General features: G+C 65.7%; 16 protein-coding genes. All 16 read left to right on the plus strand.

The genetic code is table 11. From position 1 onward, the window contains the following. Positions 1-24 precede the first annotated feature (24 nt). Positions 25-1563 carry a DUF2793 domain-containing protein gene (locus tag MA07_RS28250; protein WP_052003583.1) on the plus strand — a complete coding sequence of 513 codons (1539 nt, stop codon included), beginning with the start codon at positions 25-27 and terminating at the stop codon, positions 1561-1563. Continuing rightward, positions 1560-2099: a glycosyl hydrolase 108 family protein gene (locus MA07_RS26710; protein WP_036359575.1), complete on the plus strand. Its 540-nt coding sequence runs from the start codon at positions 1560-1562 to the stop codon at positions 2097-2099. The genes MA07_RS28250 and MA07_RS26710 overlap by 4 nt, the downstream gene beginning before the upstream one ends. Position 2100: 1 nt before the next feature. Further along, positions 2101-2310, plus strand: coding sequence for a hypothetical protein (locus MA07_RS26715; RefSeq protein WP_036359577.1), 210 nt, complete (start codon positions 2101-2103; stop codon positions 2308-2310). Between the two features lie 93 nt (positions 2311-2403). Next, positions 2404-2718 (plus strand): PepSY domain-containing protein, encoded by a 315-nt coding sequence (locus MA07_RS26720; RefSeq protein ID WP_152569033.1) that lies wholly within the window; start codon positions 2404-2406, stop codon positions 2716-2718. A 14-nt stretch (positions 2719-2732) separates the two neighbouring features. Further along, the gene (locus MA07_RS26725; protein ID WP_036359581.1) at positions 2733-3425 is read left to right on the plus strand and encodes a response regulator transcription factor; all 693 of its coding nucleotides are present in this window, start codon (positions 2733-2735) and stop codon (positions 3423-3425) included. Then, on the plus strand, positions 3422-4819 hold the full coding sequence (locus MA07_RS26730) for a sensor histidine kinase (protein WP_081929183.1): 1398 nt from the start codon (positions 3422-3424) through the stop codon (positions 4817-4819). Before MA07_RS26725 ends, MA07_RS26730 begins: the two co-directional genes overlap by 4 nt. Positions 4820-4887: 68 nt before the next feature. Beyond that, on the plus strand, positions 4888-5991 hold the full coding sequence (ccmI, locus tag MA07_RS26735) for a c-type cytochrome biogenesis protein CcmI (protein WP_244445360.1): 1104 nt from the start codon (positions 4888-4890) through the stop codon (positions 5989-5991). Further along, positions 5988-6446, plus strand: a complete 459-nt coding sequence (ccmE, locus tag MA07_RS26740; RefSeq protein WP_036359587.1) for a cytochrome c maturation protein CcmE — start codon at positions 5988-5990, stop codon at positions 6444-6446. Before ccmI ends, ccmE begins: the two co-directional genes overlap by 4 nt. Positions 6447-6474: 28 nt before the next feature. Further along, on the plus strand, positions 6475-8457 hold the full coding sequence (locus tag MA07_RS26745) for a heme lyase CcmF/NrfE family subunit (protein WP_036359590.1): 1983 nt from the start codon (positions 6475-6477) through the stop codon (positions 8455-8457). A gap of 3 nt (positions 8458-8460) precedes the next feature. Next, positions 8461-8925 (plus strand): cytochrome c-type biogenesis protein, encoded by a 465-nt coding sequence (locus MA07_RS26750; protein ID WP_036359593.1) that lies wholly within the window; start codon positions 8461-8463, stop codon positions 8923-8925. Between the two features lie 106 nt (positions 8926-9031). Beyond that, positions 9032-10234 carry a trypsin-like peptidase domain-containing protein gene (locus tag MA07_RS26755; protein WP_052003585.1) on the plus strand — a complete coding sequence of 401 codons (1203 nt, stop codon included), beginning with the start codon at positions 9032-9034 and terminating at the stop codon, positions 10232-10234. 139 nt (positions 10235-10373) lie between these two features. Further along, positions 10374-11072 (plus strand): response regulator transcription factor, encoded by a 699-nt coding sequence (locus tag MA07_RS26760; RefSeq protein ID WP_036359595.1) that lies wholly within the window; start codon positions 10374-10376, stop codon positions 11070-11072. Between the two features lie 10 nt (positions 11073-11082). Next, positions 11083-12504, plus strand: coding sequence for an ATP-binding protein (locus MA07_RS26765; RefSeq protein WP_052003586.1), 1422 nt, complete (start codon positions 11083-11085; stop codon positions 12502-12504). A 94-nt stretch (positions 12505-12598) separates the two neighbouring features. Further along, positions 12599-15550, plus strand: a complete 2952-nt coding sequence (locus tag MA07_RS26770) for a bifunctional [glutamine synthetase] adenylyltransferase/[glutamine synthetase]-adenylyl-L-tyrosine phosphorylase (RefSeq protein ID WP_036359598.1) — start codon at positions 12599-12601, stop codon at positions 15548-15550. A 174-nt stretch (positions 15551-15724) separates the two neighbouring features. Continuing rightward, a complete protein-coding gene (locus tag MA07_RS29840; protein ID WP_152569034.1) occupies positions 15725-16318 on the plus strand; it encodes a hypothetical protein in 594 nt (197 codons plus the stop codon). 23 nt (positions 16319-16341) lie between these two features. Continuing rightward, on the plus strand, positions 16342-16541 hold a 200-nt coding region (locus MA07_RS29275; RefSeq protein WP_160195507.1), incomplete at its 3' end, for a transposase.

Here is a 16541-nt window from a genome sequence, read left to right on the forward strand (position 1 = left end):
CACTCTTCGAAAGCAATCCACCCCATGTCATCGACGCCCCATCTCGCCCTGCCGCTCATCGCCGCCGCGCAGGCGCAGAAGCATGTCACCCACAACGAGGCACTAGCCTCCCTCGATGCCCTCGTGCAGTTGGCCGTAAAGGAGCGCCACCGCACGGCGCCGCCAGCCGCGCCGGAGGAGGGCGACCGCTTCCTCGTCGGGGCGAATACCACCGGCGCCTTCGCCCGCCATGAGGGGCAGATCGCCCTGTTCGATCTCGGCATCTGGCGCTTCTTCACGCCGCGACCCGGGTGGCGAGCGTATGTGGAAAACGAGGACCTGGTCGTCGTGTTCGACGGAACCGAATGGAACACCTTCGGCGCCGTTCCCGACGAGATCCACAACCTGCAGCGGCTCGGGCTCGGCACGTCCGCCGATGGGCTGAACCGGCTCTCGGCAAAACTCAACGCCGCCCTCTTTGCGGCGCTGACGACCGGGGAGGGTGGGAGCGGCGATCTGCGCTTCGTGCTCAACAAGGGCGCGGAGGCGAATGTGCTGTCGCAGCTCTACCAGCGCGGCTTCAGCGGACGCGCGGAAACGGGATTGATCGGCAACGACGATTTCAGCATCCGCGTCTCCGATGATGGAAGCCTGTGGCGCAATGCGCTCGTCATCGACCGCCGGACCGGCATCGCGTCGTTTCCCTGCGGCCTGTCGGAGGCGCCGCGAACCAACCTGCTGATCAATGCCGCCTTCAGCGTGAACCAGCGTCGGTTCGCCGGCGGGGCTCTGGGGGCGGGCGTGTTCGGCTTCGACCGCTGGAAGGGCGGGCCGGGCGGCTGCACGATCACCCGCGCGACCGACGGCACCATCACGCTTTCAGGCGCCATCGAGCAGGTGATCGATGCCGCACAGGCGGCGGCCGAGTTCGGTGCTGCGAATCTCGCGGGCGCGACGCTCACCCTCTCGGTGGAGAATCCCTCCGGGCCGCTGCCGGTCGTCATCGGCTCGAAGGCCGCCACGATCCCGGCGGGCTCCGGTCGCCAGACGGCAAGCGTGACCCTCGACGGTGGGGAGACCGGCAACATTACCCTGCGCCTGCAGCCGGAGGCAGCCTGCTCCTTCAGGCATGTGAAGCTGGAGCTGGGCGCTCAGGCGACGCCCTGGTGCGCGCCGTCCCTCGACATCGAGGAGTATCGCTGCCGCCGTCATTTCCAGCGCCTCGCCACAACCGGCGGAGCGCCCTGCTTGCTCGGCTATGTCGGGCAGCGCGTCGGCATGAACATCATCGATGCGGCCTGCACCCTGCCGGTGCCCATGCGGGCCGAGCCCACGCTCCTCACCAGCGGGTTCGCCTGGGTGAATGCACCGCCCGTGGGCAACCAAGTCGGCTTCTACAGCAACAGCAGCGCGCTCTGGGCAGCCCTTACGGGCTCGCTGACGGTGACGACCGCAACGCCTGCGAGCGCCACATGTCTCGTTCTGCGGTTTCGAGCCGGCAGTTCCTTCACGGCTGCGGCCGGCGGCATGGGCAACGTCCACCTCGGAGCCGACGCCTTCATCGCGATCGAGGCGGAACTGTGAGCGCATCGCGTTTTCACCAGGCGGTCGAACTGGTGCTGCAGCACGAGGGCGGATTCGTGGATCATCCCCGAGATCCGGGCGGTGCGACCAAGTTCGGCATCACCCGGCAAACCCTGTCCCGGGCGCGGGGACGCCCCGTGTCCGTCGAGGACGTGCGGGAGCTGACCCGCGCGGAGGCTGTGGCCGTCTATCGGAGGCTCTACTGGGATGTGCTGCGCGCGGATGAGCTGCCGCCCGGCATCGATCTCGCCGTCTTCGACCTCGCCGTGAATTCAGGCCCCGTCCGAGCCGTGCGCATGATGCAGACCATCCTCGGGGATCCGGCCGATGGGATCATCGGCCCTGTGACCCTGGAGGCGGCCCGACACGCCGATTCCTCGGACACGATCCGCCATCTCACCCGCGCCCGCCTCGGCTTCCTCGGGCGCCTCGCTGCCTGGCCGGTCTTCGGGCGCGGCTGGCGCCGGCGGGTTCTCGCCGTCGAGCAGGGGACTCTGCGGCTTGCTTCTCCACCCCCTCACTCCAGGAGCATCTGATATGTTCGATACCAAGACCATTCTGGCCAGCCGCACAATCTGGTCCAACCTGATCGGGCTTGCGGCCCTCGTCTTCGGGATGTTCGGCTTCGACGGCTCGGCTCTCGCCACCGGCGCGGTCGAGGAGGCGCTCGTCCAGCTCCTCGCCGCCGGCAGCTTCATCGCATCGACCCTGTTCCGGATCGTCGCCACGAAGCAGATCCTGAACTGAAGGATTTTAAGGCCATCGGGCCGGTTTATCCTTCCCGAACCGGCCCTAGTTACATTCAGAATTCGTTCAGTGCGGCAAAGGCATGGTCACCTCATGCGTCTGGTTTGTCTGGTCATAGCGTTGTGGGGAGCGATGGGGGCGGCTCATGCGCAAAGCGCGTCGGCAGCCCTCGGAAACTGCCTTCCACCCCGCGAGATGCAGGAAGCCGTGGCCTCGAAGGGCGTCGTCACCCCGGCCTCCGCCGTGATGACGGCGCGGCGACAGGTTCCGGGCGCCGATGTGGTCCGGGCCAGCCTCTGCCGCAGCAGCGATGCCCTTGTCTATGTGATCATGGCCTTGCAAAAGGATGGTCGCATCGTGCAAGTGATGATCGACGGCTCCTCCGGGCGTGTGAGATCGGTCAAGTAGAGAAAGCGAAAACCGTGCGCCTACTCGTTGTCGAGGACGACAGAACCCTCAATAAGCAGATCGTGACTGCCCTTGAACAGGCAGGCTACGCGGTGGACGCCGCCATGGACGGCGAGGAGGGGCAGTTCCTCGGGGAGACCGAGCCCTACGACGCCATCATCCTCGATCTCGGCCTGCCGAAGGTGGATGGCGTTTCCGTGCTGACCGCCTGGCGCCGCGAGGGTCGCAAGACCCCGGTGATCATCCTCACCGCCCGCGACCGCTGGAGCGACAAGGTGCAGGGCTTCGACGCCGGCGCCGACGATTACGTTACGAAGCCCTTCCACATGGAGGAGCTTCTGGCCCGCGTGCGCGCCCTGCTGCGCCGCTCTGCGGGACACGCCACGAGCGAGATCTCCTGCGGGCCTGTGAAGCTCGACACCCGCTCAGGCCGCGTGGCCGTTGACGGCAATCCCGTGAAGCTGACCTCACACGAGTACAGGCTTCTGTCCTACCTGATGCACCACATGGGGCGCATCGTCTCGCGAGGCGAGCTGACCGAGCATCTCTACGATCAGGACTTCGACCGGGATTCCAACACCATCGAGGTCTTCATCGGCAGGCTTCGCAAGAAGCTCGGCGTCGACATCATCCAGACGGTCCGGGGACTGGGCTATCTCCTCGATGCGAGCCAGGCTCAAGCGACCCAAGCCCAGACCAAGACGTGACCGGACTGTCACCGCTCGTCAAACGGTTCGCCAGCCGTCCCATCGCGGTCCGTCTGGCGGTCTCCTCCGTGTTCTGGAGCTTCGTGATCCTGCTCATCGCGGGGCTTATCCTGTCGACCCTCTATCGGGACAACACGGAGCGGGCCTTCGACCAGCGGCTTCTCGTCTATGCCAACACCCTGGCCTCCAACCTCGTCGGGCCGGGCGACCCCGACCGGGATCTCGGACCCATCGGCGATCCCCGGTTCGAGCTGCCTCTGTCGGGCTGGTACTGGCAGGTGGCGCGCCCCAATGCGGCCCCGGCCGAGATCCGATCCTCGAAATCCCTTTTCGGCGGGCAGTTGCCCACCCTCGTCGCCGGCGATGACCGGTTCGGGCAGATCCGCCGTGGCTACGGCCGGGCGCCGGACGATCGCAACCTGCGGGTGATCGAACGGGACATCGATCTCGGCGAGGACGGACGTTACATCATCCGCGTGGCCGGGCCCGCCGACGAGATCGAAGCTGCGGTGCGGGACTTCATCTTCGCGCTGACCGTCACCTTCGCGCTTCTCGGCATGGGGCTTGGCTTCACCACGCTGCTGCAGATCCGCTTCGGCCTCCGGCCCCTGTCGAATCTGCGCAGCGCTCTCGGGGCCATCCGGCAGGGAGAGGCGGAGCGCATTGTGGGCGAGTATCCCCGCGACATCTCCCCGCTTGCCAGCGAATTGAACCTTCTCCTCGACACCAACCGGGAGATTCTGGAGCGCGCCCGCACGCAGGTCGGCAACCTCGCCCACGCGCTCAAGACGCCGCTCAGCGTGATCATGAACGAGGCGGAGAACGCCCCCGAGGACGTGGCCGCCAGGGTCCGCGAGCAGGCGACTCTCATGCGCGATCAGGTCAATTACTATCTCGACCGGGCCCGCGCGGCGGCGCTGGCCGGCACGCTCGGCACGCTGACCGAAGCCGAGCCCGTGATTGCGGGATTGGCCCGCACCTTCGCGAAGATCTACCGCGATAAGGATCTGGAGGTGGAACTCGCGATTCCACCGGACCTGCGCTTTCGCGGCGAGAAGCAGGATCTCGAGGAGATGGCCGGCAACCTCATCGACAACGCGGCCAAATGGGCCTCCGGCAAGGTCGTGGTGGCCACCGAGATCGTCCGTGACGAAGACCGGCCGCGCTTCCGCCTGCTCATCGACGACGACGGGCCGGGACTGCCCGAGGCCGCACGGGCCGATATGCTGAAGCGCGGGCGACGGCTCGACGAGACGAAGCCGGGCTCGGGCCTCGGCCTCTCCATCGTCAGCGATCTGGCGAGCCTCTATCGGGGCTCGCTCAAGCTCGACGCTTCGCCCATGGGGGGCTTGCGCGCGATCCTGGAACTCCCGGGGGATAGGAGTTCCTCTTAAGGAGATTTACGCGTGACACCGTGCCACCGTCGTGCTTGAGGAGGACACGGAGTAAATAGGACTTTATGGTGATCTGGATCATTCTTTTGGCAATGACGGCTGCGGCCGTGATGGCGGTGTTGTGGCCGCTGTCGCGCCATTATGCCGTCGGGCGCCAGGCCGATCCGGACACGCAATTCTACCGCGAGCAGATCGCCGAGATCGAGCGCGATCTGGCCCGCGGCGTGCTTCTCCCCAACGAGGCCGAAGCCGCCAAGACCGAGGCCGGACGCCGGCTGCTGCGGGCCACGGGCGTGCAGGCCGAAGAGGCCTTTGCCGCCGTGGGCGAGCCGGCCCTGCGCCGCCGCCGCGCCGCATCGACGCTGGCCCTGTCGATCATCCCGCTTCTGGCGCTGGCGACCTATGAGATCTACGGCTCGCCCCAATTGCTGAGCGAACCGCCGGGCGCACGGATGCAGCCGCAGCAGGCCGGCAACATCAATCTGCTCGGCGCCGTGGCCGAGATCGAGGCGCATCTCGCAAGCAACCCGCAGGACGGGCGCGGCTGGGAGGTGATCGCCCCGGTCTACCTGCGCATGGGCCGCATCGAGGATGCGGTGAAGGCCTATGAATTGGCCATCCGTCATCAGGCGCCCGATGCCGTGCGTTTTGCCAATTACGGCGAGGCCCTGGTGCTCGCCAAGGACGGGTTGATCTCGGCGGAGGCGCAGGCCGCCTTCGAGCAGGCGGTCAAGCTCGATCCGAGCGCACCCAAGGCCCAGTTCTACCTTGCCCGCGCGGCCGTGCAGGACGGACAGACCGACAAGGCCAAGACCATTCTTCAGGAGTTGATCGCCTCTTCGCCCGCCGATGCGCCGTGGGTGGATGCGGTGAGGCAGGAACTGGCGGCGCTCGGCGAACCTCAACCCGAGGCAGCCCCGGCCGGGGCGCCGCAGATCGGCCCGGAGGCGATTGCCGGCATGGTGGCGGGGCTTGCGAGCCGTCTGGAAGCGCAAGGCGGCTCCGCCGAGGAATGGGCCCGGCTGATGCGCTCCTACGCGGTGCTGGGACAGCGCGACAAGGCTACTGACGCGGCCAAGCGCGCCCGGCAGGCGCTGGCGCAGGATACCGAGGCCTTGAAGACCATCGACTCGATGGCCCAGGAACTGAAACTGACCGACGCACAGCCATGACGAGAAAACAACGCCGCCTGACCCTTATCGGAGTTGCCGGATGCGTCCTCGCGGTCGCACTCGGGCTCGTGCTCTACGCCATGAACGACACGATCGTGTTCTTCAACTCGCCGGCCGACATCCAGGCGAAGAGCGTGCAGCCCGGCACGCGCATCCGCCTCGGCGGCCTCGTGAAGGAGGGTTCCGTACAGCGCGGGGCCGATCAGCAGATCACCTTCGAGGTCATGGATGCCGAGGCCGTGATCAAGGTGAACTACAAGGGGCTGCTGCCCGACCTGTTCCGCGAAGGGCAGGGGGTCGTGGCCGAGGGCATTCTGGAAAGCCCTGGCGCTTTCCGGGCCGACTCGGTTCTCGCCAAGCACGACGAGAACTACATGCCGCGCGAAGTGGCCGATACGCTGAAGAAACAGGGTCACTGGCAGGGCGAGGCCAATGCCGCGCCCAAGACCCAGTAAAGAGACCCAGTAGCAAGGGAGAACCCTCGTGTTGGTCGAGGCCGGACATTTCGCACTCGCGCTCGCCCTGGGCCTGTCGCTGATCCAGTTCCTCGTGCCGCTCTGGGGCGCACGCGCCAACGATCCCGTGCTGATGGCCGTGGCGCCGACGAGCGCGCTCGCGGTCTTCGCCTGCATCGCCTTCTCGTTCCTGGCCCTGACCTTCGCCTATCTGAGTTCCGACTTCTCGGTGCTCAACGTGGTGCAGAACTCGCACTCGGCAAAGCCGCTGATCTACAAGATCTCCGGCGTGTGGGGAAACCATGAGGGCTCCATGCTGCTCTGGGTGCTGATCCTGGCGCTGTTCGGCGCCGTGGTGGCGATCTCGCGCAACAGCATTCCCATGCGGCTGCAGGCGAACACACTCGCCGTTCAGGCCGCCGTCACCATCGCGTTCCTGCTCTTCATTCTCACCACGTCCAACCCCTTCACGCGCGTCGTTCCGGCAGCGCTCGAGGGGCAGGACCTCAACCCGCTGCTGCAGGATCCTGGCCTCGCGATCCATCCGCCGCTTCTCTACATCGGCTATGTGGGCTTCTCGATCTCGTTCGCCTTCGCCTGCGCGGCGCTCATCGACGGGCGCATCGATGCGGTGTGGGCCAGGATCGTCCGCCCCTGGACGCTCGGCGCCTGGGCGTTCCTGACGCTGGGCATCGCCATGGGCTCCTACTGGGCCTATTACGAACTCGGCTGGGGCGGCTGGTGGTTCTGGGACCCTGTGGAGAACGCCTCGCTCATGCCGTGGCTTGCCGGCACGGCGCTCATGCACTCCACCGTGGTAATGGAGAAGCGTGACGCGCTGAAAGTCTGGACGATCCTGCTCGCCATCCTGACCTTCTCGCTCTCGCTGCTCGGCACATTCCTGGTGCGCTCCGGCGTGCTGACCTCCGTCCATTCCTTCGCGGTGGATCCGGAGCGCGGCACCTTCATTCTCGGCATCCTGATCCTGTTCATCGGCGGCTCGCTGGCGCTCTTTGCCTGGCGCGCGCCCATGCTCAAGCAGGGTGGCCTGTTCGCGCCCGTCTCCCGCGAGGGCGCGCTCGTGGTCAACAACCTGTTCCTGGCCACGGCGTGTGCCACCGTGTTCATCGGCACGCTCTATCCTCTGGCGCTCGAGGTGCTGACGGGTGAGAAGATCTCCGTTGGCGCGCCGTTCTTCAACTTCACCTTCCTGCCGCTGATCGTGCCGCTCCTGCTGCTCCTGCCGCTCGGGCAGACGCTCGCCTGGAAGCGCGGCAACTTCCTCGGTACGGCCCAGCGGCTTTATGCGGTGTTCGGCCTCTCGATCCTGGCTACGATCGTGATGTTCGCCTTCACCTATGGCGGCCCGGTGGCGGCGCCTCTCGGCATCGGGCTTGGGCTTTACTTGGTGCTCGGCTCGCTCAACGAAATCGTGACCCGCTCCTGGTCGAAGGGCACGCCTCTGGCGGTTGCGTTGCGTAAAGCGCGAGGGCTGCCGCGCTCCGCCTGGGGCACGTCCATTGCTCATGCGGGCGTGGGCCTCACCGTGATCGGCATCGCGGCCACGGCCTGGGGCGTCGAGGCCATCGGCAGCCTGAAGGTGGGCGAGCGCCTCAAGGGCGGCGATTACGAGGTGCGGCTCGAACGGGTCATCCCGCGTGTCGAGGCCAATTACCGCGAGGAAGCGGCCGTCCTGACCGTGTTCAGCTCCGGCCGCGAGATCGGCACCCTTGAGTCAATGAAGCGGCTCTACGTCACCCGCGGCATGCCGACCACGGAGGCCGGAATCCTGACCGTCGGCCTCGGCCAGGTCTATGCCAGCATCGGCGATGCGCAGCCGGATGGATCGATCGGCATCAGGCTCTACCACAAGCCCCTCGTCCTGCTGATCTGGATCGGCTCCCTCGTGATGGCCATCGGCGGCGGCATCTCGCTCACCGACCGGCGCCTGCGCATCGGCGCCCCGGTTCCCGCCAAGGCGATGCCACCTCATGCGGTTCCTGCGGAGTAGGCCATGCGCTACGTCCTCGCCCTCTTTGCAGCCCTGCTCTTCAGCGCCTCCGCCTTCGCCGTTCAACCGGGCGAGGTGCTGAAGGATCCGGCCCTCGAAAAGCGCGCCCGCGAAATCTCGGCGGGTCTGCGCTGCCTCGTCTGCCAGAACCAGTCCATCGACGATTCCGATGCCCAGCTCGCCAAGGACCTGCGCCTTCTTGTGCGCGAGCGGCTGGTCGCCGGCGATACGAACGATCAGGTGGAGAGCTTCCTCGTCCAGCGCTACGGCGAGTTCGTCCTGCTGAAACCCACCTTCGGCGCCCACACCCTGCTGCTCTGGCTAACGCCCGCCCTGGTGCTGATCCTCGGCGGCCTCGGTGCATACGCGGCCATGCGCAGGCGCCCGCAGCCAGCCGCCGCAGCCCTCGACGAGGAGGAGCGCAAGGCGTTGGACGCGCTGCTGAGCCAGGACAAATCCGCCTCCTGACCAAACCTTACCAACATTTCATCTTGGGGTGAGGGTACCGTAAGGCGCCAGCCCCCATCTTGCTCCCATGACGAACCGCCAAGGGTTCATCCAGGAGAGACAAGAGATGTTGGACAAGGTTTCCACCCCCGCCCGCAAGCGCACCGCGACATGGCTCGGCGCAGCGGCCGTGGCTGCGTTGATCGCAGGCGGCGCCGTCGAGAGCGGTCTGGTTGCCCCCAATGCCGCCCATGCCGAGCTGCGCTCCATGGCTCAGCCGGTTCAGAACCTCCCGTCCTTCGCCGACGTGATCGAGCGGGTGAAGCCCGCTGTGGTTTCCGTGAAGGTCAAGGTGCAGAACGTGGCCGACCGCGACGACGAGGACGGCCCGCGCTTCTCCGCGCCGGATCTACCCCCGGGCCACCCGATGGAGCGCTTCTTCCGCCAGTTCCGCGACGGCGAGCGCGGCGACCGTGGCCAGCGGCGCGAGCAGCCCCGCCGGTTCGGCCAGTCCATGGGTTCGGGCTTCTTCGTCTCGGCTGACGGCTACCTCGTGACCAACAACCACGTGGTCGACAAGGGCTCCGAGGTCGAGATCACCATGGACGACGGCAGGACGCTCGACGCCAAGGTGGTCGGCACCGACCCGAAGACCGACCTCGCCCTGCTGAAGGTCGAGGGCAGCGACTTCCCCTACGTCCGCCTGGCAGGCCAGAAGGCCCGCATCGGTGACTGGGTGGTGGCCATCGGCAACCCGTTCGGCCTCGGCGGCACGGTGACGGCGGGCATCGTCTCGGCCCAGCACCGCGACATCGGCGCCGGTCCCTACGACGACTTCATCCAGATCGACGCCTCCGTAAACCGGGGCAACTCGGGTGGGCCAACCTTCAACCTCGCAGGCGAGGTCGTGGGCGTGAACACGGCGATCTTCTCGCCGTCGGGCGGCAATGTGGGTATTGCGTTTGCCATTCCGGCGAGCACGGTCGAGACCGTCGTTGCGTCCCTGAAGGAGAGCGGCTCCGTGACCCGCGGCTTCATCGGCGTGCAGATGCAGCCGGTGACCAAGGAGATCGCCGAGGCCATCGGCCTGAAGGAGCCCAAGGGCGCCCTCGTGGCCGAGGCCATGAAGGACGGCCCCGCGGCTAAGGCCGGTGTCAAGACGGGCGACACGATCATCGCCGTCGACGGGCAGCCGATCAACGAGGCCAAGGACCTCTCCCGCAAGGTGGCCAATGTCGCCCCGGGCAAGAGCCTGTCGCTCACGCTCTGGCGTGACGGCAAGGAGCGGAACGTGACCCTCGAGGTCGCGAGCCAGCCGAAGGGCGTCTGATCCTTCGGATAAGGAGATGGACACCAGGCTTTCCTGTTGATTGCCCCCGACACCTGGTGTCTTCTGCCCGCGGCGGATCGGTCTTTCCCCTCCAGGACCGGTCCGCCGACGGGCTTTTTCTTGTGTGGCGTGCAGGCCGATGCGGATTCTGATCATCGAGGACGACCGGGAGGCAGCCTCCTATCTCGTCAAGGCGTTCCGGGAAGCGGGCCATGTGGCTGACCACGCCGCCGACGGCCTCGACGGCTATGCCATGGCGGAAGCAGGCGACTACGACGTGCTCGTGGTCGACCGCATGCTGCCCAAGCTCGACGGTCTCTCGTTGATCCGCTCCCTGCGCGAGCAGAAGGTGGAGGCGCCCGTGCTCATCCTCTCGGCCCTGGGCCAAGTGGACGACCGGGTGAAGGGACTACGCGCGGGCGGCGACGATTACCTGCCGAAACCTTACGCCTTCTCAGAGCTTCTTGCCCGCGTCGAGGTTCTCTCGCGCCGCCGTGCGTCCGCCCCCCATGCGGAGCCGACGGTCTACCGCATCGCCGATCTCGAACTCGACCGGCTGTCCCATCGCGTGACCCGGTCAGGGCAGGAGATCGTGCTGCAGCCGCGCGAGTTCCGGCTGCTCGAATACCTCATGAAGAACGCAAACCAGGTGGTCACCCGCACGATGCTGCTGGAGCATGTGTGGGATTACCACTTCGACCCTCAGACCAACGTGATCGACGTTCACGTCTCGCGCCTGCGCGCCAAGATCGACAAGGGTTTCGACAAGCCGCTCATCCACACCATCCGCGGTGCGGGCTATACGGTGCGTGTGGGTGCCGAGGGGGACGAGGAATGAGGCTACGGTCATGACCGCCCTCGGCAAGCTCGTCCGCACGACCGCCTTCAAGCTGTCCCTCGCGTATCTCCTCATCTTCACCATCTTCGCCTTTGTCGGGCTCGGCTATGTCGCCTGGAACGCTCAGAGACTCCTCACCCAGCAATTCGTCTCCACCATCGAGAGCGAGATCGACAGCCTGTCCAACCTGTACAGGTTCGGGGGGCTGCGCCGTCTTGTGACCAGCGTCGAGCGGAGATCGCGCGCGCCCGGCGCCTTGATCTATCTTGTCACGACCGAGACGGGCGAACGCATCGCCGGCAATGTCGGCGCGCTGCCTCCCGACGTGCTGGGCCGGACAGGCCAGTTCGAAACGCTCTACAACCGCACCGACGAGACCGAAACGCGGCCCGATGTAGCCATCGTGCGCGTCTATCTCCTGCCTGGCGGGTTCAGGCTTCTCGTCGGACGCGACATCGAGGAGCGGCGCCGCCTGCGCGACATCATCCAACGTGCCTTCGGCTATTCGCTGCTGTTCATCGGCGTCCTCGGATGCCTCGGCGGATGGTTCATCACGCGCCGGGTGCTCAAGCGCGTCGACGACATGACGGACATCACGCGCCACATCATGGCGGGCGATCTCGGCGGGCGGCTGAAGGTGGCGGGAACCGGCGACGAACTCGACCGCCTGGCTCAGAACCTCAACGACATGCTCGATCGCATCGGCGAGCTGATGCGCGGCATGCAGGAGGTCTCGGACAACATCGCCCACGACCTCAAGACGCCGCTGACGCGCCTGCGCAACAAGGCCGACGTGGCCCTGCGCACGGCCAAGACCCCCGACGAGCTGAAGACGGCGCTTGAGGCCACCATCGACGAGAGCGACAACCTCATCCGCATCTTCAACGCGCTCCTCATGATCGCACGGCTCGAAGCCGGCAGCGCCCGCGAGGGACTGGCCGATTTCGACGCTGCCGAGGCGGTGCGCGGCGTGGCCGAGCTCTACGATGCATTGGCTGAGGAAGCCGGAGTGGACCTGGAGGTCTCGGTCGAGGACGATCTGCCCGTTCACGGCAGCCGCGAGCTTCTCGGGCAGGCCATGTCGAACCTCCTCGACAATGCCCTCAAATACGGCGCCTCGTCCGACTCCCCCAACAAGACGATCGGTGTGTCGGCCCGTCGCCACGATGGCGAGGTGCGGATCGCGGTGGCCGACCGGGGTCCTGGCATTCCGGAGGCCGAGCGGGGCAGGGTGCTGGAGCGCTTCGTCCGCCTGGAGACGGCCCGCTCGCGTCCCGGCTTCGGCTTGGGCCTGAGCCTCGCGGCTGCCGTGGCGCGGCTCCACGGCGGGGTGCTCAGGCTTGAGGACAACGAGCCGGGCCTGAGGGTCGTGCTCGCCCTGCCGCTCAAAGCCGTGGAGCTTCCGCAACCGGCCCTTCAAAGTGCCGCTTAAGCCTGAAGGATGAGAACCCCACGGCACTTTTCGGTTGCCTCTGAAGGCCCGGCGTGAACACTCGGGCCATCTTGAGGAAACGAAGAGACCCGCTGTGCCGGATGCGAAAGAAACCCTTCTCAGCCGCTTGAGCCAGGCCCCCGTCGTAGACGATCAGAAGCGAGCAAAGGCGCAGCTGAAGGATTTCGTTGACCGGGTACGCGACGAGCCGGAGGCGGCTGTCCTCCTGGAGCATCTGGACGAGGGCCCCTTCCGTGATCTCCTCCTGGGTCTTGCCGATCACTCGCCGTTTCTCTGGCAACTGATCGTCAACGATCCCGCACGCGTCGCAAGGCTTGCCTTCTCGGCGCCGGAGGAGGCGCATCGGGCGATCGTCGAGAGCCAGTCCAGGCTGTTCCGCGACCTGCGCACCGGCACGATCACGCGCGACGATGCCGTGCGCGCTTTCCGACAGAACCGCAATGCTCACGCGCTTCTCGTGGCGATAGCCGACATCGGCGGGCTCTGGGGCACTGAAGAGGTGACGCAGGCGCTCTCCGATTTCGCCGACGCGTCTGTTGCCGGCGGCGTCAGTCTCGTTCTCACCGAGATGGCGGATCTCGGGCGGGTCAATCTCGTAAACCCGGACAATCCAGGCGAAGGCTCGGGCTTCACCGTGCTGGCGCTGGGCAAGCACGGGGCAGGGGAGCTCAACTACTCAAGCGACATCGATCTCGTGATCTTCTTTGATCCGGAAACACAGGCTCTGCGCGATCCGTCCGAGGCGGCGACGATCTACACCCGCATTGCGCAGCAACTCGCCAAGCTGCTGCAGGAGCGCACGGCCGACGGTTATGTGCATCGTGTCGACTATCGCCTGCGTCCCGATCCGGGCTCGACGCCGACGGCCGTGTCGCTGTCCTCGGCCTATGTCTATTACGAGACGGTGGGGCAGAACTGGGAACGCGCGGCCTTCATCAAGGCGCGGCCCATCGCCGGCGACCTGACGCTCGGCGAAAACTTCCTCAAGGAGCTGCGTCCCTTCATCTGGCGCAAGTATTTCGACTTCGCCTCCATTGCCGACGTGCACGCCATGAAGCGGCAGATCCATGCGGTGCGCGGTCACGATCAAATCGCGGTCGTAGGCCACGACATCAAACTCGGACGCGGCGGCATTCGCGAGATCGAGTTCTTCGTGCAGACGCAGCAGCTCGTGTTCGGCGGGCGCCGCCCGGGATTGCGCGGACGCCGTACCCTCGACATGTTGAAGGCTCTTCATGACGAGGGCTGGATCACCGCCCATGCACGCGACGAACTCTCGGATGCCTACCGGTTCCTGCGCACCATCGAGCACCGGCTGCAGATGGTGGCCGACGAGCAGACGCAGCGCCTGCCCTCCGACGAGGGGCAGTTGAAGCGCTTCGCGAAGTTCTGCGGCTATCCCAACCTGAAAGCCTTCTCCAAAGCTCTCACGGATCAGGCGAAGACCGTGCAGGGGCATTATGCTCTTCTGTTCGAGGAAGGCCCCGAGCTCGCGTCCGACGTGGGCAGCCTCGTCTTCACCGGTTCGGACAACGATCCCGATACGCTCGCGACCCTGCAGCGCATGGGCTTCCACGAGCCCGAGCGCGCGGCCGAGACGGTGCGCGGCTGGCACTTCGGCCGGCGTCCCGCGATCCAGAGCGCCCGCGCCCGCGAGGTGCTGACCGAGCTTACGCCGGCGCTGTTGTCCGCGCTCGGCGGCACCGCTGATCCCGACGGTGCATTGGCTGCCCTGGATCGCGCCTTCGGGCGCATGCCGGCCGCCGTCGAACTCCTCACCATCCTGCAATCCCACGACCGCCTGCGGCTTCTCTTCGCGGATCTTCTCGGCACCGCGCCGCGCTTAGCCGATACGGTCGCGCAGTCGCCGCATGTGCTCGATGCCCTGATCGATCCCGCCTTCGGCACGCCCACCACGGACGATGAGACCATCGAAGCCCAGGTGCGTCAGCTCATCGGGCCGCCGCGCGACTTCGAGGATTTTCTCGACCGCGTGCGCGATGCGGCCCGCCAGATGCGCTTCGTCACCAGCGCACGCCTGCTCTCCGGCGTCATCTCTCCAACGCAGATCGGTGAGGCCTACGCGGCTATCGCCCGCGCCGTTATCCGTGCTTCCTTCGACGAGGTGCGCCGCGCCTTTGAGGCCGAGCACGGCACCCTGCCGGGTTCACGCATTGCGATCCTGGGACTCGGACGTCTCGGCAGCCGCGAGCTGACGGCAGGCTCCGATCTCGACCTCGTGGTGATCTACGACTTCGACGAGAATGCCCGCGAGAGCACCGGCCCGCGCAGCCTAGATGCGGTGGTCTATTACACGCGCCTCACGCAGCGTCTGGTTTCAGCGCTGACGGTGCCGACCCGTCGCGGCCTCCTCTACGAGGTCGACCTGCGCCTGCGCCCGCAGGGCGGAAAAGGTCCCGTCGCGTCGCAGTTCAAGGGCTTCGTCAACTACCAGAAGACGGAGGCTGATCTCTGGGAGCACATGGCGCTCACCCGCGCCCGCGTGCTGGCAGGCGACGACGCTTTCGGCGCGGAAGTCTCGCAAGCTATCAAGAACATCCTCACCACGAAGCGCGATCCGAAAAACGTCTTCAAGGAGGTCCGCACCATGCGCGAGCTGATCGCGCAGGAGAAGGGCGACAGCGATCCCTGGGACATGAAGCTCGCCCGCGGCGGCCTCACCGATCTCGACTTCATCGCGCAGGGCCTGGTGCTGGCCCATGCGCATGCTCACCTGTCGCTGGCCGGGTTGTCGACGGAGGTCACGTTCACCGAGGCTCCGGGTGCAGGCTTGTTATCCGCGGATGACGCAAGGACACTCATCGAGGCGCACCGGCTCTTCAACGACATCTTCCAATGGCAGCGCCTGACCATCGAGGGCAAGTTCGATGCGGAGAAGGTGCCGTCCGTGATCCTCAAGCGCCTTGCCACCGTCGCCGGGCTGCCGAGCGCGAAGGTGCTGCTGGAGCATATGGGGGAAATGCGGGGGCGTGTACGGACGTGTTTGGATGCTTGGGGTTCCTGAAGCCCCGCATCGAAGAGTTGCATGCCTTATGGGCAAATATAAACTTAGCGTTACAAATCAAAGCTTTAGAGTCAGAGAATCTAATAATCCTATATAACTTGAGAGTTACCCTCCTCTCTCAAATCTGCACGGAATGCGCCGAAATCAGTGCATGCCAGCTAGGTAGAGGCGAATATGTTTTCTCTTCAGAGTGAGTGGGAAAGATACGATTCCTGGTACGGCCGAAATGTCGCCCCCCGGCTCGTTAACGGTTCAGGCGGACCACAGATCGTAACGGATGAACCGGGCACTGGAGGCAGTGGCAGCGAGGGAAGCAGCGACAACGATCAGCCTGCAGCCGGCAGCACTGTCTATCGGCAAGTCATCAAGGATGCCGACGGAGATGGCGATACAGAGGAAGTATGGGTCGCGGCAGTCGAATATACGTTGACGACAAATTCCGAAACGGGAACCAAGAAAATCGTCATCCTGTGGGCTGACGGGATCAGGGAAGAATCCGTGATCACTCGTGACGGGAGGGAAACCTGCACCAGCTCCTTGCCGGACGGTACTCGGGTGGTTGAAACCAGAGCGCCCAATGGTGCCCCAAGTTATGTTCAGTATGATGCTGAAGGTAATGCCCAAGTAATCTCAAATACAGATAGTGAAGGATTCGAGACAACAACGGAGTATGGCGACGGCTATGTTCGTGAGATGATATCTCAAGGCTCTAGCACTACTTTGGCAGGTAAGAGGAACCGGGCGAACCCCATCGACTTTTCTCGCTGAAGGATTTTGCGCGGGAGGTCGTCATGAGCACCTCAGTGGCGTGGAAGCACGAACTTCAATCCTGGCTTGAACCCTTCCTCACCCACCTGCATCATCCAGCCCGCCGGCGCATGTGTCCGCTCTATGTGGCTGGGCTGATTGGACCGGGTGAGCGCAAAAGCCTGCAGCCCATCGCGGCTCGGCTTGCTCCTGTCGGCTACGACCAGCTGCATCACTTCGTGTC

This window comes from Microvirga sp. BSC39 (assembly GCF_000739015.1).
Taxonomy (GTDB): domain Bacteria; phylum Pseudomonadota; class Alphaproteobacteria; order Rhizobiales; family Beijerinckiaceae; genus Microvirga.

Excerpts from the sequence above, each read along its gene's own strand:
- MA07_RS28250 (WP_052003583.1), top strand. The coding sequence starts at position 25 with ATGTCATCGACGCCCCATCTCGCCCTGCCGCTCATCGCCGCCGCGCAG.
- MA07_RS26715 (WP_036359577.1), top strand. The coding sequence starts at position 2,101 with ATGTTCGATACCAAGACCATTCTGGCCAGCCGCACAATCTGGTCCAAC.
- MA07_RS26720 (WP_152569033.1), top strand. The coding sequence starts at position 2,404 with ATGCGTCTGGTTTGTCTGGTCATAGCGTTGTGGGGAGCGATGGGGGCG.
- ccmE (WP_036359587.1), top strand. The coding sequence starts at position 5,988 with ATGACGAGAAAACAACGCCGCCTGACCCTTATCGGAGTTGCCGGATGC.
- MA07_RS26750 (WP_036359593.1), top strand. The coding sequence starts at position 8,461 with ATGCGCTACGTCCTCGCCCTCTTTGCAGCCCTGCTCTTCAGCGCCTCC.
- MA07_RS26755 (WP_052003585.1), top strand. The coding sequence starts at position 9,032 with ATGTTGGACAAGGTTTCCACCCCCGCCCGCAAGCGCACCGCGACATGG.
- MA07_RS26760 (WP_036359595.1), top strand. The coding sequence starts at position 10,374 with ATGCGGATTCTGATCATCGAGGACGACCGGGAGGCAGCCTCCTATCTC.
- MA07_RS26765 (WP_052003586.1), top strand. The coding sequence starts at position 11,083 with ATGACCGCCCTCGGCAAGCTCGTCCGCACGACCGCCTTCAAGCTGTCC.
- MA07_RS29840 (WP_152569034.1), top strand. The coding sequence starts at position 15,725 with ATGTTTTCTCTTCAGAGTGAGTGGGAAAGATACGATTCCTGGTACGGC.